This window comes from Acidovorax sp. SRB_24 (assembly GCF_012931925.1).
Window position 1 is genome coordinate 1 of the sequence record NZ_MWOM01000074.1, and the last position, 17,096, is coordinate 17,096.

Below are 17,096 nucleotides of genomic sequence, written 5' to 3' on the forward strand. Positions count from 1 at the left end.
GTTACTGCGCCGCCGGGCGCACATCCCGGCCAGCAGCCTCAGCAAAGAGCGCGCCCATAGAACACCACAAACCACAAAACAATAGCTACCCACGCAAGCCAGGCACGCCCCAGCGCCAAATAAAACCCCAAATACCACTCACCGATCCGGCGCCATCCACACCGGTTTCCGGCCTTCCACACCACCCTCCGGCACACCGCCGGACGCAGCAGTAGGAGCATTCCCGCAGCCCCCACAGCTGCTGCAAGACCCGCAGCCCGACTTCTCAGCCAGCGCCGGCCGCACAAAACCCAGACGGCGGCGCAGGGCGGCAGGCATCCAGTACCACAGCGCATACAGCGCCGCCAGGGCCACGATGGCGCCCACGACACAGTCTTGCCACATGGTCATGCCCCTCCTGTCAACACCAGCGCCAGCCGGTAGGTGATGAAACTGGCGCCGTAGGCGAGCGCAAACAGGTACGCCGCCATCAGCGCGGCCAGGCGCCAGGAATTGGTTTCGCGGCGCACCGTGGCCAGCGTCGAAAAGCACTGCGGCGCAAACACAAACCACACCAGGAGCGACAGCGCCGTGGCCAGCGACCACTGGTGGGCAATCAGCGGGCCGAGCTGCGCCGCCACGCCGTCGCCCGTGGCCGAGAGCGCATAGACCGTGCCCAGTGCGCTCACCACTACCTCGCGCGCCGCCATGCCCGGCACCAGCGCGACGGCGATCTGCCAGGTAAAGCCGAGTGGCGCAAACAGCACTTCGAGCCAGCGCCCCAGCTGGCCGGCCAGGCTGTACTGGATGGCCGGGCCCGGCGCGCCCGCGGGTGCGCCGGGGAACGACGACAGGAACCACAGCAGCACCGTGAGCGCCAGAATGATGCCGCCCACGCGCTTCAAGAAGATGGCCGCGCGCTCCTGCAGGCCGCGCGCCAGGCTGCGCAGGTGGGGCCAGCGGTAGGGCGGCAGCTCCATGAGCAACGGCGTGGGCTGCATGCGGCCGCGCCAGAGCTTCATCACCGCCGCCACGGCCATGGCGCTGGCGATGCCGCCCAGGTAGAGCGCGAACAGCACCAGCCCCTGCAGGCTGAACACGCCCCAGACGGTGCGCGCCGGAATGAAGGCGGCAATCAGCAGCGCATACACCGGCAGACGCGCCGAGCAGGTCATGAGCGGCGCCACCAGGATCGTGGTGAGCCGTTCGCGCCAGTGGGGGATGGTGCGCGTGGCCATGATGCCGGGGATGGCGCAGGCAAAACTCGACAGGAGCGGAATGAACGCGCGCCCCGACAGCCCCACCGTGCCCATCAGGCGGTCGAGCAGGAAGGCCGCGCGCGGCAGGTAGCCCGAGTCTTCGAGCGCCAGGATGAACAGGAACAAGACCAGGATCTGCGGCAGGAACACCAGCACGCCGCCCGCGCCGGCCAGGATGCCGTCGACCAGCAGGCTGCGCAGCACGCCGTCGGCCATGTGCGCGCGCACCGCCTGGCCCAGCGCGTCAAAGGCGCCGGTGATGGCCTCCATCGGCACCTTGGCCCAGCTGAACACCGCCTGGAACATCAGGAACAGCGTGGCGGCCAGCACCAGCGTGCCCCACAGCGGGTGCAGCAGCACGCGGTCGATGGCCTCGCTACGCAACGCCTGGCCCGCGGGCGCCTGCACCGCCAGGCGCAGGATGCGGCGCACCTCCTGCTGCGTGCGCAGCACCTGTTCGGGGCCTTGCGGCTGCCAGGGCCGCAGGGCGGCGCCGGCGCCCGCCTGCGCGCCGCGCCAGCCGTCGATGAACTGCAGCAGCTGCTGCGCCCCGCCCTTGCGGATGCCCACGGTCTCGACCACGGGCATGCCGAGTTCGCGCGCGAGCAGCGCGCGGTCGATGGCCAGGCCGGCGCGGCGCGCCGCATCGCTCATGTTGAGCACCAGCACCATCGGCCCCCCCATGGCCCGCGTCTCCAGCACCATGCGCAGGCCCAATGGCAGGTTGGTGGCATCGACCACGCAGACCAGCAGGTCGGGCGCGGCCTCGCTGGCGCGCCGGCCCAGCACCACGTCGCGCGTGACGGCTTCGTCGGCGCTCAGCGCGTTCAGGCTGTAGGCGCCGGGCAGGTCGAGCACGCGCACGCGCTGGCCCGAGGCCGTGGTCAGCAGCCCCTCCTTGCGCTCCACGGTCACGCCGGCGTAGTTCGCCACTTTCTGGCGGCTGCCGGTGAGCAGGTTGAACAGCGCCGTCTTGCCGCTGTTGGGGTGGCCCAGCAGCGCGAGTTTCCAGGGCGCAGCGGGGCTTGAAACTGCAGCGGCGCCACTCATGCGGCCTCCGCCAGCGCGCCGGGCGGCGTGCTGCCCACGCGCACCAGGGCCGCCTCGCGCCGGCGCAGCGCGAACGTGGTGCGCCCCACGCGCACCGCCAGCGGATCGCCGCCGGCCGGCGCCCGCGCCACGACGCGCACCGGCTCGCCGGGCAGAAAACCGATTTCCAGCAGGCGCAGCAGCACATCGCGCTCGTGCGGCGCGGCGTCCATGTGCAGCGCGCGCACCCAGGCGTCGGTGCGCAGCGGCAGGTCGGCCAGGCTGCATTCGCCCGCTGCGGGAGCGGCAGCAACGTTCCAGGGCATCGCGGTCACAGAGACCCTCTCCAACGAAAATAGGAATGGTTCTCATTCTATGAATTCCCGGCCTTTCGCGGGGATTTTTCTGCGCCCTCCTGCCGCTTGCCAGCGCCTTCCTTTGCGGTGGCGCAAATGCCATTTGGATCGGCACGCGGCAGGTTTTTACCGCGCTGTTGCAATGAAGCGACACCACGGCGTGGCCACGGCGCTACCTTCTGGCCCATGAAGAACCTGTGGGACATCTCCCCCGCCGTGCACCCGGCATCGCCCGTTTTTCCCGGCGACACGCCCTACCAGCAGCAGTGGAGCGCCACCATCGCGCCCGGCTGCCCGGTCAACGTGAGCAGCATCACGCTCTCGCCGCATGTCGGCGCTCATGCCGACGCGCCGCTGCACTACGACGCGCAGGGCGCCAGCATCGGCGAGCTGCCGCTCGAGCCTTTCCTGGGGCGCTGCCGCGTGGTCCACGCCATCGGCTGCGGCGCGCTGATCGAATGGCGCCACCTCGCGCATGCGCTGGCCGACCTGCCGCCGCGTGTGCTGGTGCGCACCTATGCTCGGGCGCCCACGCAGTGGGACGCGCACCTCGCCGCCTACGCGCCCGACACCATCGAGCGCCTGGCCGACCTGGGCGTGCAGCTCGTGGGCATCGACACCGCCAGCATCGACCCGGCCGACAGCAAGCCGCTGGCGAGCCACCAGGTGATCCGCCGCCGCGGCCTGCGCGTGCTCGAGAACCTGGTGCTCGACGCCGTGCCCGAGGGCGACTACGAGCTGATCGCGCTGCCGCTCAAGCTCACGAGCGCCGACGCCTCGCCGGTGCGCGCCGTGCTGCGCTCCCTGGCCTGAATTTCAAGTCTTTTCGGCCCCAAACGCTTGCTGGATAAGCGCTGGCAGCTATCAAAAAGAAAGAATTACCGCATGACCAACTTGCAAGACTGCCGCGCGCTCGACGCGCAAGACCCCCTGGCGCCGCTGCGCCAGCATTTCACGCTGCCGGACGGCGTGGTCTACCTCGACGGCAACTCGCTGGGCGTGGCGCCGAAGGCCGCGGCCGCGCGCGTCGCCGACGTGGTGCAGCGTGAATGGGCGCAGGGCCTGGTCCGCTCGTGGAACGACGCCGGCTGGGTCGACCTGCCGCAGCGCCTGGGCAACCAGCTCGCGCCGCTGCTCGGCGCACGCCCGAACGAGGTCGTGTGCACCGACAGCACCTCGATCAACCTCTACAAGGTGCTCAGCGCCGCGCTGCACATTGCGCAGGCCGACGCGCCGGCGCGCACCAAGGTGCTGAGCGAGCGCAGCAACTTCCCCACCGACCTCTACATCGCCGAGGGCCTGTGCCGCGAGCGCGGGCTCGAGCTCGTGCTGCTCGAGCCCGAAGCCATCGCTGGCGCACTGCAGGACGACGTGGCCGTGCTGATGCTCACGCACGTCAACTACCGCACCGGTGCCATGCACGACATGGCGGCCGTCACGGCCGCGGCGCACGCGGCGGGGGTGCTGGCGGTGTGGGACCTCGCGCACAGCGCGGGCGCCGTGCCGGTCGACCTGCACGCGGCCCAGGCCGACTTTGCGATCGGCTGCGGCTACAAGTACCTGAACGGCGGTCCCGGCGCGCCAGCGTTCGTCTGGGTGCATCCGCGCCACACCGACCGTTTCTGGCAGCCGCTGTCGGGCTGGTTCGGCCACGCCGCGCCGTTCGCCTTCACGCCCGGCTACCAGCCGGCGCCCGGCATCCGCCGCTACCTGTGCGGCACGCAGCCGATCCTCAGTCTGTCGGCGCTGCAGTGCGGGCTTGATGTGTTCGATGCCGCACAGCCGCTGGGCGGCATGGCGGCGCTGCGCGCCAAGTCGCTGGCGCTGACCGACCTGTTCATCGCGCTCGTCGAGGAACGCTGCGCCGGCCACGGCCTGGGCCTGGCCACGCCGCGCGCCCACGCCCAGCGCGGCTCGCAGGTGTGCCTGACCAGGGAGGTAGGTGCCTACGCCATCGTGCAGGCGCTGATTGCGCGCGGCGTGGTCGGCGACTTCCGCCAGGGCGACGGCGGCACCGGCCCGCACAAGGACATCCTGCGCTTTGGCTTCACGCCGCTGTACCTGGGCTTTGAAGAGGTCTGGCACGCCGCCGAGCAGCTGCGCGAGGTGCTCTACAGCGGCGAATGGCAGCGCCCCGAATTCCACCAACTCAACGCGGTGACCTGACCATGTCTGACTGCCCCTTCTCCCCCGGCCCTGCCGCCGCTGGCGCAGCTGCGGCCTCTTCGTCCAGCCCCACGCCCGAAGCCATCGTGCGCGCCGAGCACGCCCAGCTCGACTTCAGCCAGCGCATGGGCTATGGCGACTACCTGCAGCTCGACGCGATCCTCGGCGCGCAAAAACCGCTCTCGCCCGCGCACGACGAGATGCTGTTCATCGTGCAGCACCAGACCAGCGAGCTGTGGATGAAGCTCATGCTGCACGAGCTGCACGCGGCCATCGCCCTGATCGCGCAAGACCAGTTGCCGCCGGCCTTCAAGATGCTCGCGCGCGTGTCCAAAATTTTGGAGCAGCTGGTGCACGCTTGGGATGTGCTGGCCACCATGACGCCGCCCGAGTACAGCGCGATCCGCCCCTACCTGGGCGAGTCGAGCGGCTTCCAGAGCTACCAGTACCGCTGCATCGAGTTTGCCCTGGGCAACAAGAACGCCGCCATGCTGCAGCCGCACGCGCACCACCCTGCGCGGCTCACGCAGGTGCAGGCCGCGTTCGAGGCGCCCTCGCTCTACGACGAAGCGCTGCGCCTGCTGGCGCGGCGCGGCATCGACGTGCCGGCCAGCCACCTCGAGCGCGACTGGACGCAGCCGTATGCCGCCGACCCGGCCGTCGAGCAGGCGTGGCTCACCGTCTACCGCGACCCGCAGCGGCATTGGGACCTGTACCAGCTCGGTGAAGAACTCACCGACCTCGAGGACGCTTTCCGCCTGTGGCGCTTTCGCCATGTGACCACGGTGGAGCGGATCATCGGCTTCAAGCGCGGCACCGGCGGCACGGGCGGCGTGAGCTACCTGCGCAAGATGCTCGACGTGGTGCTGTTCCCCGAGATCTGGTCGCTGCGCACCAGCCTGTAAACTTCAGGCCCCATCGGCCTCCAGCGCTGGTACAGAAAGCGCTGACAGCTATCAAAACCGGAGTGCTGCCGCCGCGACAGCGCCCAGGCGCGCCAGCGTGTAGGCTGCACGCTTCAAAAGACACCCGCCGTGCCCCCGCAACCCTCGCCCGTTTCATCCCCCGTGCCCCATCCCCCTGCCGTCCCTGCGCACCCGGCACCCTTGCCGGATTCCTCGCCCCAGCCCGCGCCGCCCTCGCAGGCCACGCTGTGGTTCATGCTGCTGGCGCTGCTCTCGGCCTTTGCGCTGAGCCAGGCCTACCGCACCGTCACCGCCATCATGGCGACCGGCCTGCAGGGCGACTTTGGCCTCTCGCCGGCGTCGCTGGGCGCGTTTGCCGGGCTGTTTGGCCTGTCGTTTGGCGTGACGCAATTTTTCATGGGCATTGGCATGGACCTGTACGGCCTGCGCCGCACCGTGCTCAGCGCCTTTCCGCTGGCCATTGCCGGCGCTGCCGTGTCGGCCTGGGCGCCCGGCTATGGCTGGCTGATGTTCGGCCAGCTGCTCATCGGCGTGGGCTGCGCGCCGGCCTTCCTGGCCTGCACGGTGTTCATCTCGCGCCATTTCCCGAGTTCGCGCTTTGCCTTCCTGTCGGGCGTGGGCATGGGCGTGGGCGGCCTGGGCCTGCTGCTGACCGGCACGCCGCTGGCCTGGCTGGTGCAGCAGCACGGCTGGCGCAGCGGCTTTGCGCTGCTGGCGCTGCTGTCGGCGCTGGCGTGGCTGCTGATCTGGCGCTGCGTGCACGAGCCGGCGCTGCCCGGCCCCGCGCCCGCGCGCGAGCGCTGGGGCACGGCCGTGCGCCGCTTTGGCGCGCTGTTCATGCTGCCGCACACGCTGGGCATCCTGCTGCTGGGCATGGTGGCCTATGCCTCGTTCCTGGCGCTGCGCGGCCTCTGGATCGGGCCGATGCTGATCGACCGCTATGGCTTCACGCTGGTCGAGAGCGGCAACATGGCCCTCGTGATGTCGCTGATTTCGCTGTTCAGTCCGGCCCTCTTTGGCCGCCTCGATCCGGGACCGGCGCGCCGGCGCGCCTGGGTGGTCAACTTCTCGCTGCTGGCAGCCGCGCTGTACCTGGGCGTGGGGCTGGTGCACCACGCCGCGCTGAACCTGGCGCTGGTGGTGGTCATTGCGGTGCTGTCGGGTTACTCGGTGCTGCAGTATTCCGACGTGCGCTCGTCCTACCCGCCCGACCTGACCGGGCGCGCGCTGTCGGTGTTCACCATGGCCATGTTCCTCGGCGTGGGCCTGGTGCAGTCGCTGACCGGCTGGGTCGCCGACTGGGCGCAGGGCCAGGGGCTCGAGCCCTACCGCGCGGTGATGGCGACCATTGCCGCCTTGCTGGCGTTGGGTTCGACCGCGTTCCGCTGGCTGCCGGTGTCGCCGCTGCTGCGGCAGCCCGCGGCGCACGGCACAGAATCCGCATGAAAAAGCACGCCAGCGCTTATGGGAAAAGCGCTGGCAGCTCTGTTTTTTTATAGCCCTTAAAGCGAGCTGGCGCTGGAGCCATCGCCGCGGTACAGCCACGGCAGGTCCAGCAGGCGCGGCCCGAGCAGGCGCAGCGCGGCGTCGCGCCCCCAGCGCACCGGGCCGGTGGCGTGGAAGATGCGCCCGTTGCGCTGCGAACGCGCCTGCACGCGCGCGTTGCGCTCCCAGCGGTTGAGCGCGTAGCGGCGCAGGCGCAGCGGCACCTCCAGGTCGTGCATGGCCAGGGCATGCTGCAGCTGCGCGGCGTCTTCAATGGCCATGCCGGCGCCCTGCGCCAGGTAGGGGCGCATCGGGTGCGCGGCGTCGCCCAGCAGCGCCACCAGGCCCTGCGCCATCTGCGCCGCACTGCGCACCGGGGGGCGATCGGACAGCGGCCACAGGCGCCAGGCCGGGACACTGCGCACCAGGGTTTGCAGCGCGCTGCAGCTGCCGGCGAGGGCCCCCTTGAGGTCGGCGGCGTTGGCCGCATGGTCCCAGCTTTGCAGGTCCTGCCGCGCCGGCCCCTGCACGATGACGACGATGTTTTGCAGCTCGCCGCGGCGCACCGGGTACTGCACGGCGTGCAGGCGCGGCCCGAGCCAGGCGGTGACCTGCCGCGTGCGCAGGGCCTTGGGCAGGGCGCGCTGGGGCACGATGGCGCGGTAGGCCAGGTGGCCGGTGCTGCGCGGCGGTCCGTCGCCGAGCAGCTGCACGCGCGTGTGGCTCCACAGGCCGTCGGCGCCGATCAGGGCGTCGCCCTCGACGTCCTTGCCGCGCGTGGTGCGCACCAGGATGGCGCCGTTGGCCTCGGCATGGCGCTCAATGCCCAGGCCCAGGTTGAGCTGGACGCTCTCGCAGGTTTCGACGGCCGCCAGCAGCACGCCGTGCAGGTCGGCGCGGTGCACGGTGGCGTAGGCGGCGCCGTAGCGCTGCACGGCGTCGGCGCCCAGCGGCAACACCGCCAGTTCGCGCCCCGACAGCGCGCTGCGCACCTGCAGCCGCTCGGGAAAAGCCGCGACCGACTGCAGCGCGCGCTGCAGGCCCCAGGCCTGCAGGCGGCGCACCACGTTGGGCCCCAACTGCACGCCTGCCCCCACTTCGCTGAACGCGCCAGCGCGCTCGTACAGGCGCACGTCCCAACCGGCCCGCGACGCGCCCAGCGCAGCCGCCAGCCCCCCGATGCCGCCGCCGGCAATCAACACCTGCTTGTTCATGCGGCCATTGTGCCTGCTGCCACCGGCCCCGCGGCGCAGCGCAGGGGTCCGGGCCGTGCCGAAGCACGGGCCGGGTCAGGCGGCCAGCAGCTGGCGCAGCACATAGGGCAGGATGCCGCCGGCGCGGTAGTAGTCGACCTCGATCGGCGTGTCGATGCGCAGCGTGACCTGCACCTCCTGGCGCGTGCCGTCCGCGCGGTGGACGACCAGGGTGGCGTCGCTTTGCGGCGTGAGCGCAGCGTCGGGCCGCACGTCGATGGTTTCGATGCCCGTGAGCGCGAGCGACTCCCACGAATCCTGGCCCTTGAACTGCAGCGGCAGCACGCCCATGCCGACGAGGTTCGAGCGGTGGATGCGCTCGAAGCTCCGGGCCACCACGGCCTTGATGCCCAGCAGCTGCGTGCCCTTGGCGGCCCAGTCGCGGCTCGAACCCGTGCCGTATTCCTCGCCCGCGAACACCACCGTGGGCGTGCCCTGCGCCATGTACTGCATGGCGGCGTCGAAGATGAACATCTTCTCGCCCTGCAGCGGGCCCTCGTTCTGGAACAGGGTCACGCCGCCTTCTTCGCGCGAGCCGTCGGGCCCGGGCGGCAGCATCAGGTTCTTGATGCGCACGTTGGCGAAGGTGCCGCGCATCATCACGTCGTGGTTGCCGCGGCGCGCACCATAGCTGTTGAAGTCCGCCTTCATCACGCCGTGCTGCTGCAGCCACTGTCCGGCGGGCGAGCTGTCCTTGATGGAGCCGGCCGGCGAGATGTGGTCGGTGGTGATGGAGTCGCCAAACAGCGCCATGATTCGGGCGCCGTGCACCGAGGCGTCGATGGCGCCGGACCCGCCCGCGCTGGCAGCCGCCTGGGGGGACGCGGCTTGCAGCGTGAAACCGCTGAAAAACGGCGGCTCGGCGATGTAGGTGCTGGCGGGCCAGGTGTAGGTGTCGCCGCCCACGCCCCGGATACCGCCCCAGAGTTCGCCCGGCTCGGTTTTGACCTTGGCATAGTTGTCGCGGAACGCCGTGCCGTTCATGGCGAATCGCATCAGGGCCTGGATCTCGTCGCTGCTGGGCCAGATGTCCGCCAGGTACACGTCTTTGCCATTGCGCGCCTGCCCCACCGGCTGGCTGGTCAAGTCCTTGAGCACCGTGCCGGCAATGGCGTAGGCCACCACCAGCGGCGGGCTGGCCAGAAAATTGGCCTTGATATTGGGGTGGATGCGTGCCTCGAAGTTGCGGTTGCCCGACAGCACGGCGGCACAGACGAGGTCGTTGCTGGTGATGGCTTCGTTGAGCTCGGGGGTGAGGTCCCCCGAGTTGCCGATGCAGGTCGTGCAGCCGTAGCCTGCCAGAGAAAAACCCAGCTGCTCGAGGTACGGCATCAGCCCCGTTTGCGTGAGGTACTCGGTCACGATGCGCGAGCCCGGCGCCAGCGAGGTCTTGATGTGCGGCTGCACGCTCAGGCCCGCCTCCACCGCCTTCTTGGCCAGCAGGCCGGCCGCCAGCAGAACGCTCGGGTTGGAGGTGTTGGTGCAGCTGGTGATGGCGGCGATCAGCACGTCGCCGTTGCCGATGGCCAGGTCGGGACCCGAGGGTTTGACCTGCACACTGGCCTCGCTGTGCGCGCTGGCCAGCGTCGGCTTGTTGCCCTCCATCTCGACGACCGAGCGCGGCGCGCCGATGGGGGTGGGCACGCTTGCGGCGGCCACCGCCTCTGGCTGCTCGGCCTCGCCGTGGCGCACATGGTGGCGCGTGTGCAGCAGGGCGGCGCTCTGGTTGAAGCCGTTCTCGGCATTGGACTTGGAAAACAGCGACGCGAACTGCGCGGACACCTGGCCAAGCTCGATGCGGTCCTGCGGCCGCTTCGGACCCGCCAGGCTCGGGGTGACGCTGTCCAGGTCCAGCGCGATCACCTGCGAATAGTCGATTTCGCCCTGCTGGGGGATGCCAAACAGGCTCTGGGCCTTGAAATAGGCTTCGAACGCTTCGATTTCGTCCTGCGTGCGGCCGGTGCCGCGGAAATACTCGATGGTTTTTTCATCAACCGGAAAGAAGCCCATCGTGGCGCCGTACTCGGGCGCCATGTTGCCAATGGTTGCGCGGTCGGGCAAGGCCAAGGTGCGCGTGCCTTCGCCAAAAAACTCGACAAATTTGCCCACCACCTTGTGGCGGCGCAGCAGCTCGGTCACCGTGAGCACCAGGTCGGTGGCGGTGACGCCTTCGCGCAGCCGGCCCGTCAACTCCACGCCGACCACGTCGGGGGTCAGCATGTACACCGGCTGCCCGAGCATGGCGGCCTCGGCCTCGATGCCGCCCACGCCCCAGCCGACCACGCCAATGCCGTTGATCATCGTGGTGTGGCTGTCGGTGCCGACCAGGGTGTCGGGGTAGTACACGCCATCCTGGGTTCGGTGCACGCCGCGCGCCAGATACTCCAGGTTGACCTGGTGCACGATGCCAAAGCCCGGGGGCACGACACCAAAGGTATCGAATGCCTGCATGCCCCATTTCATGAATTCGTAGCGCTCGCGGTTGCGCTGGAATTCGAGCTTCATATTGAGGTCGAGCGAGTCTTTCTGGCCGTAGGAGTCGACCATGATCGAGTGGTCCACCACCAGATCCACGGGCACCAGCGGTTCGATCTTCTTCGGGTCCTGGCCAAGGCGGGCGGCCGTGCTGCGCATCGCGGCCAGATCGGCCAGCAGCGGCACGCCGGTAAAGTCCTGCAGCACCACGCGCGACACCACAAACGGAATTTCTTCGGTGCGCGCGGCCTGGGGCTTCCACTGCGCCAGCTGCTCCACGTGCGCAGGAGCCACTTTGAGGCCATCGCAGTTGCGCAGCACCGACTCCAGCACGATGCGGATCGACACCGGTAAACGCTGGATTTGCGGAAACTGCTGGGCCAGCGCGGGCAAAGAATACAGCGTGCCTGTCTTGCCAGAGGCCGTTTCGAAACTCTTGAGCGTGAATGCAAACGCGTGAGGGTGGGATTTTGGCGACGACTGGACCATGGCGTACTCCTGTGACGGTGACAAACCCCATTCTGGCACCTTGGTGAAAAGTACTGGCGCGTGCTGTCTTTCGCGCGCAATGGTTTCATGGCAGTGCCCCATCGATTCCTGCCGCGCCAAGGCTGAACGGCTGTGTTTCATCCAGCGAATATGCGTGCCCTGCGCTCTGCGGCAGCGATATTGCCTCGCGATATAGGGCTGCACTCAAAGGCCGCAAAAACAACTGAACCTTTTTTCGAAGCCGCATCTGCCCATCGCAATGGGGCGCCATGGAAACTTCTGGTGGCGGGGTTAACCGGAATAGCGGGAATTTCTGGGCCCAAAAAAGCCCGCCGAGGCGGGCTTTGGGGGCACAAACAGGGAAAACCTGTTCAGATCGCGAACTTTGCGCGGTCTTCGTTCTGAATCCATTTGGGCGCCTTGCCGCGGCCGGTCCAGGTCTGGCCTGTGGCGGGGTCGCGGTATTTGGGGGCCACTTTGGAGCCGCTAGCGCTGCTGCGCGCACGCGCGGCAGGGAAAACGTCTTGCGCAGTCAGGCCAAACTCTTCCACCAGCGCACGCACCTGGGTCAAAGCGCCGGCCAATTCCTGGTGGCGGGCTTCGTTGATTTGCTTTTCAAGGGCTTCGCGCTGTTTCAGCAGTTCTTTGTAACTGGTCATGGTAGGTTGACGTTGTGTTGATGAAGCGGTGATTATAGAAACATCATTGCGGGTCTGCACGCAAACCACGTCTTATGTCCCGACTAATGTGTGCATTATTGCTGTATCCGTCAGTCGGGGGTTTCTGGGGCCGGCGCCTTTTGCGCCAAAACCTTGTCGATGCGTTTGCCATCGAGATCGAGCACCTCGAATATCCAGCCTTCGCACGCAATGCGCTCTGCCACTTCGGGCATATGGCCCGATTCGGCCATCAATAATCCGGCCAACGTGTTATAGCGCCCGCGCTCTTCTTCCGGCAGATCGCGGATATCCAGGCGCGCTTTCAATTCCGAGACGGGCATCAGGCCGTCCAGCAGCCACGAACCGTCTTCGCGCTGCACCGCCCAGGCATCGGTGGCGGCACCGGGCTGCAATTCGCCGGTAATGGCTTCGAGCAAATCGCGCGGCGTCATGATGCCTTGCACCACGCCATATTCATCGACCACGAAAACCATGCGGCCCGAGCGCGCGCGAAACTGCTCGAGCAACTCCATGCCGCTGAGCGTCTCGGGCAGGAACGAGGCCGGCTGCACATGCTGCTCAATGGGGCCGGGGGCCTCGGGGCCGAGCTCGAGCAGATGCGCGACGCTGATGATGCCGACCACATCGTCGAGCGAGCTGCGGCAGACGGGATACCACGAATGCGCGCCCTTGTTGCCGCTGGCGCTGGCCATTTGCAGGCACTGCACCACCGTGTGGGAAGCGTCGAGCCACTGCACGTCGCTGCGTGGCACCATGATGGACGTGAGCGGCCGGTCGTCGAGGCGGAACACGTTCTGCACCATCTGGTGCTCGTGGTGCTCGATGACGCCGGCATTGCGTCCTTCTTCGAGGCTGGCGACGATCTCTTCCTCGGTCACGGCGCGGGCGGCCGCGTTGTCGACGCGCAAGAGCCTGAGCACGCCCTGCGTGGACACCGCCAGCAGGGCCACGAAAGGCTTGGCGATCTTGGCCACCCACGCCATGGGGCGCGAGACGAGGCGCGCCACCGTCTCGGGGTAGAGCTGGCCGATGCGCTTGGGCACCAGTTCGCCAAACACAATGGTGATGAAGGTGATCAGCGTGACCACGATGGCCGTGGCCGTGATGCCCGATGCCCCTTCGGGCATGCCGAGCGACCGCAGCCAGTGCGCCAGGTCGTCGCTGAAGGCGGCTTCACCGATGATGCCGTTGAGCATGCCGATCGAGGTGATGCCGACCTGCACCGACGAAAGAAACTGTGTGGGATTGCCCAGCAGGGCCAGCGCCGCGTCGGCGCCCTTGTCGCCGCCCTCGGCCATGGCCGTCAGACGGGCCTTGCGGCTGGATGCGAGGGCGAGCTCCGACATCGCGAACACGCCATTGAGCACGGTCAGCAGCGCGATCAGCAGAAAATCCATGGATCAAAAACTAAGAAAGAACAGGATGGCACTTTACTGTATCGGTGATATCCAGGGCTGCGACAGCGCCTTGCAGCGCCTGCTCGAGCGTATCGATTTCTCGCCCAGCCGCGACACGGTCTACCTGCTGGGCGACCTGGTCAATCGCGGCCCCGAATCGGCCGCCGTGCTGCGCCGCTGCATGGCGGCCGAGGGCGCCCTGGCGTGCCTGCTGGGCAACCACGACCTGCACCTGCTGGCCGCCGCGCACGGAGCGCGCAAGATCTCGCGCCGCGACACGCTGGCCGACGTGTTGCAGGCCCCCGACCGCGATGCCCTGCTCGATTGGCTGCGCCAGCAGCCCCTGGCGCGCCTGCATACGCACGCCGGCGAGCCGCTGCTGATGGTGCATGCCGGCGTGCTGCCCGACTGGAGCGCTGACGACACGCTGGCGCGGGCCGCCGAAGTGCATGCCGTGCTGCGCGGCCCCGATCTGCCGCAGTTCCTGCCGCACATGTATGGCAACACGCCCGAGCGCTGGAGCGATGCGCTCACCGGCACCGAGCGCCTGCGCGTGATCGTCAACGCGCTCACGCGGTTGCGCTTTTGCACCCCCGACGGGGCCATGGATTTCGACAGCACCGAGAGCGCCGCGGCCGCGCCGCCGGGGCTGATGCCCTGGTTTGACGTGCCTGGACGGCAGAGCGCCGACACCTTGGTGGCCTTCGGGCACTGGTCCACGCTGGGCTGGATGGACCGGCCCCGGCTGCTCGGACTCGACACGGGCTGTGTGTGGGGCGGCTGCCTGAGCGCCGTGCGTTTTGGCGCCACCTTGGCAGAGCGCGAATGCCTGCAGGTGCGCTGCGCGCAGGCACAGCAGCCGGGGTAATGCTACTATTTAAATAGCTGTTTTCGCTTACCCCATCAACGCTGCAGCCTGTTTTCACCCAAATCCAGACCATCGGCGCACCGGCCAAAAGACAGGGAGGCCGGGCGCGGCGGCGATCGGCGCCGCCGCCCGAGGCCTCAGGCCTGCGTGGCGCTTTCCACTGGCTTGAACAGCGCGGCCACTTTGCGCTTAGGCTTGATGTTGGCCGAGAGGCCACGGCCGGCCGGTGACCGGGGCGCGGACTCCCACTGCGCTGCAGCCGCGTCTGACGGGGCCTCGTAGGGCTTCTCGAAGAACGGGTCGCGCGACGCCACGGCCGGACGGAAGCCGCTGCGCGGTGCGCGCGGGGTGCGCTCGGCATAGGGCGGGCGCTCGGACGGTGCGCGCGGCGCGCCGTCCGCATCGCTCGCCCGCCAGGCGCGGCGGCCGTCGTTGATGCGGCCCTGCGGGCGGTCTTCGTCGTATTCGAGCGCTTCGATCTCGATCTTTTTCTTCAGCAGCTTCTCGATGTCGGCCACCAGGCGCGCATCGCTGCCCGACACCAGCGTGACCGCCAGGCCCGAGGCGCCCGCGCGGCCCGTGCGGCCGATGCGGTGCACGTAGTCCTCGGCATTGAACGGCACGTCGAAGTTGAACACCGCCGGCACGTCCTTGATGTCGAGGCCGCGCGCGGCCACGTCGGTGCAGACCAGCAGATCGACCTCGCCGCTCTTGAAGGATTCGAGCGCCTTCAGGCGTTCGTCCTGGCTCTTGTCGCCGTGCAGCGCGGTGGTCTTGAGGCCCTCGCGCTCGAGGCTGCGCGCCAGGCGCGCGCAGCCGAGCTTGCTGTTGACGAAGATGAACGCCTGCTTGATGCCACGCGTCTTCAGCACCTGGTGGATGGCGCGGCGCTTGTCGTCGTCGCCCGCGCTGTAGAAGTGCTGCTCGACGGTGGAGGCGGTTTCATTGGGCCGGGCGACCTCGATGGTCACCGGGTTTTGCAGGTAGCTGCCGGCCAGGCGCTTGATCTCGGGCGAGAACGTGGCGCTGAACAAGAGCGTGGTGCGCCGCTTGGGCAGGTACGACAGGATGCGCTGCAGGTCGGGCAGGAAGCCGATGTCGAGCATGCGGTCGGCCTCGTCGAGCACCACGTACTCGACCTGGTTGAGCACCGCGTTCTTGGCCTCGATGTGGTCGAGCAGGCGCCCCGGCGTGGCCACCAGCACTTCGATGCCCTTCTTGAGTTCGAGCGTCTGCGGCTTCATGTCCATGCCGCCGAACACCACGGTGCTGCGCAACTTGGTGTATTTGGCGTAGAGCGCGATCTGCTGCGCGACCTGGTCGGCCAGTTCACGCGTGGGCAGCAGCACCAGGGCGCGCACCGGGTGGCGTGCGGGCGAGGTGGAGCTGCTTTCGTGCTTTAGCAGGCGCTGCAGCAGCGGCAGCGAGAACGCCGCCGTCTTGCCGGTGCCGGTCTGGGCCGCGCCCATCACGTCCTGGCCCGTGAGCACGACCGGAATGGCCTGCGCCTGGATGGGGGTCATGGACTCGTAGCCCATCTCGGCCACGGCGCGCGCGAGCGGCTCGGCCAGCGATAAATTGGAAAAAGAACTTGTCATTGAGCCTGCTATTGTCGCACCAGCGCCGGCAAACGCTACCGCGGCACCTCCGCGCGCTGCTGCGCAGGGCCCGAGCCGCAGCCCCTTGCGGTCCATTTTTCTATGGTTTTGATAGCTGGCATCGCCCTGCCCTATTGGCCTGCAAGGCCTTTTCGTTCAAATACACGCAGAGGCCCGCGCGGCTTCAGAGGCTGCGTGCAGAAAAGGTGTCGCAATCGCGGACGCTGCCGCTTTGCAGCCCGTTGTTGAACCAGCGCACGCGCTGCGCGCTGGTGCCGTGGGTGAAGCTCTCGGGCACCACGCGGCCCTGGCTTTGCTTTTGCAAGGCGTCGTCGCCGATCTTGGCGGCGGCATTCATGGCGGCCTCGATGTCGCCGTTCTCCAGGATCTGGCGCGCCGACTGCGCATGGTTGGCCCAGACGCCGGCAAAGCAATCGGCCTGCAGCTCCAGGCGCACCGACAGCTGGTTGTATTGCGCCTGGCTCACGCGGCCCCGCTGCTGGTCGACCTTTTCGCTGATGCCCAGCAGGTTCTGCACATGGTGGCCGACCTCGTGCGCGATCACATAGGCCTGCGCAAACTCGCCCGGTGCGCCCAGCTGATTCTTCAGGGTTTGGTAAAAGTCCAGGTCGATATAGACCTTCTGGTCGCTCGGGCAATAGAACGGCCCCATGGCCGCCTGGCCGGTGCCGCAGGCCGTGGCCGTGGCGCCGCGGAACAGCACCAGCTTGGGGTCCTGGTAGCGCCCGCCGCCCTGGCTGAAAATGCCCGTCCAGACATCCTCGGTGTCGGCCAGCACGGTGGAGACAAACTTGGCCATGCGGTCGTCGGCCGGGGGCCGCTGCGCCGGGGCCTGCTGCACCTGCGCGGGCTGCCCGCCACCGCTGAGGAACCCCAGGATGGTCAGCGGATTGATGCCGAAGATCCAGCCCCCCAGCAGGGCGATGACGATGGTGCCGATGCCGATGCTGCGCCCACCAAACACCGGCATGCCGCCGCCTGCGCCGCGGCGGTCTTCGACGTTGTCCGACTCGCGATTGCCTTCCCATTTCATGGCGTCTCTCCTGGCGGTTGCGCGCGGCGTGGCGCGGGCAAGGGCAGTGTACGCCCGGCGCGGGGCCGCGGAACACCCTCGC

Annotated in this window: 13 protein-coding genes; 5 read left to right on the forward strand and 8 right to left on the reverse strand. The window is 68.4% G+C overall.

Annotated elements, in window-relative coordinates; translation table 11 throughout:
* Window positions 1–386: 386 nt before the first annotated feature.
* Together B2J89_RS18165 and B2J89_RS18170 are read right to left on the reverse strand one after the other, a co-directional pair.
* Window positions 387–2,288: a ferrous iron transporter B gene (locus B2J89_RS18165; RefSeq protein ID WP_169170358.1), complete on the reverse strand. Its 1,902-nt coding sequence runs from the start codon at window positions 2,286–2,288 to the stop codon at window positions 387–389.
* Entirely contained in the window at window positions 2,285–2,593 is a 309-nt protein-coding gene (locus tag B2J89_RS18170) for a FeoA family protein (protein WP_169170368.1), read from the reverse strand. The genes B2J89_RS18165 and B2J89_RS18170 overlap by 4 nt, the downstream gene beginning before the upstream one ends.
* A gap of 216 nt (window positions 2,594–2,809) precedes the next feature.
* Between B2J89_RS18170 and kynB the strand changes: the two genes are divergently transcribed.
* From kynB to B2J89_RS18190, 4 genes are all read left to right on the forward strand, one after another.
* Entirely contained in the window at window positions 2,810–3,436 is a 627-nt protein-coding gene (kynB, locus tag B2J89_RS18175; RefSeq protein ID WP_169170359.1) for an arylformamidase, read from the forward strand.
* Window positions 3,437–3,508: 72 nt separating this feature from the next.
* Window positions 3,509–4,789 (forward strand): kynureninase, encoded by a 1,281-nt coding sequence (gene kynU / locus B2J89_RS18180; RefSeq protein ID WP_169170360.1) that lies wholly within the window; start codon window positions 3,509–3,511, stop codon window positions 4,787–4,789.
* A gap of 2 nt (window positions 4,790–4,791) precedes the next feature.
* Complete coding sequence (gene kynA / locus B2J89_RS18185) at window positions 4,792–5,694, forward strand: tryptophan 2,3-dioxygenase (RefSeq protein ID WP_169170361.1); 903 nt, start codon at window positions 4,792–4,794, stop codon at window positions 5,692–5,694.
* A 255-nt stretch (window positions 5,695–5,949) separates the two neighbouring features.
* On the forward strand, window positions 5,950–7,161 hold the full coding sequence (locus tag B2J89_RS18190; RefSeq protein ID WP_173024782.1) for an MFS transporter: 1,212 nt from the start codon (window positions 5,950–5,952) through the stop codon (window positions 7,159–7,161).
* A 56-nt stretch (window positions 7,162–7,217) separates the two neighbouring features.
* Here the strand turns inward: B2J89_RS18190 and B2J89_RS18195 are convergent, their stop codons facing one another.
* The 4 genes from B2J89_RS18195 to B2J89_RS18210 all read right to left on the reverse strand — a co-directional run bounded on the left by B2J89_RS18195 (window position 7,218) and on the right by B2J89_RS18210 (window position 13,494).
* Window positions 7,218–8,414, reverse strand: a complete 1,197-nt coding sequence (locus tag B2J89_RS18195; RefSeq protein ID WP_169170362.1) for an FAD-dependent monooxygenase — start codon at window positions 8,412–8,414, stop codon at window positions 7,218–7,220.
* A 75-nt stretch (window positions 8,415–8,489) separates the two neighbouring features.
* On the reverse strand, window positions 8,490–11,417 hold the full coding sequence (locus B2J89_RS18200; protein WP_169170363.1) for an aconitate hydratase: 2,928 nt from the start codon (window positions 11,415–11,417) through the stop codon (window positions 8,490–8,492).
* 371 nt (window positions 11,418–11,788) lie between these two features.
* Window positions 11,789–12,076, reverse strand: coding sequence for an H-NS family nucleoid-associated regulatory protein (locus B2J89_RS18205; RefSeq protein ID WP_169170370.1), 288 nt, complete (start codon window positions 12,074–12,076; stop codon window positions 11,789–11,791).
* 110 nt (window positions 12,077–12,186) lie between these two features.
* Window positions 12,187–13,494: a hemolysin family protein gene (locus tag B2J89_RS18210; protein ID WP_169170364.1), complete on the reverse strand. Its 1,308-nt coding sequence runs from the start codon at window positions 13,492–13,494 to the stop codon at window positions 12,187–12,189.
* Between the two features lie 25 nt (window positions 13,495–13,519).
* Between B2J89_RS18210 and B2J89_RS18215 the strand changes: the two genes are divergently transcribed.
* Window positions 13,520–14,362, forward strand: a complete 843-nt coding sequence (locus tag B2J89_RS18215; protein WP_169170365.1) for a symmetrical bis(5'-nucleosyl)-tetraphosphatase — start codon at window positions 13,520–13,522, stop codon at window positions 14,360–14,362.
* Window positions 14,363–14,499: 137 nt separating this feature from the next.
* Here the strand turns inward: B2J89_RS18215 and B2J89_RS18220 are convergent, their stop codons facing one another.
* Together B2J89_RS18220 and B2J89_RS18225 are read right to left on the reverse strand one after the other, a co-directional pair.
* On the reverse strand, window positions 14,500–15,960 hold the full coding sequence (locus B2J89_RS18220) for a DEAD/DEAH box helicase (RefSeq protein ID WP_169170366.1): 1,461 nt from the start codon (window positions 15,958–15,960) through the stop codon (window positions 14,500–14,502).
* 184 nt (window positions 15,961–16,144) lie between these two features.
* Window positions 16,145–17,014 (reverse strand): neutral zinc metallopeptidase, encoded by an 870-nt coding sequence (locus B2J89_RS18225; RefSeq protein ID WP_169170367.1) that lies wholly within the window; start codon window positions 17,012–17,014, stop codon window positions 16,145–16,147.
* Window positions 17,015–17,096 lie beyond the last annotated feature (82 nt).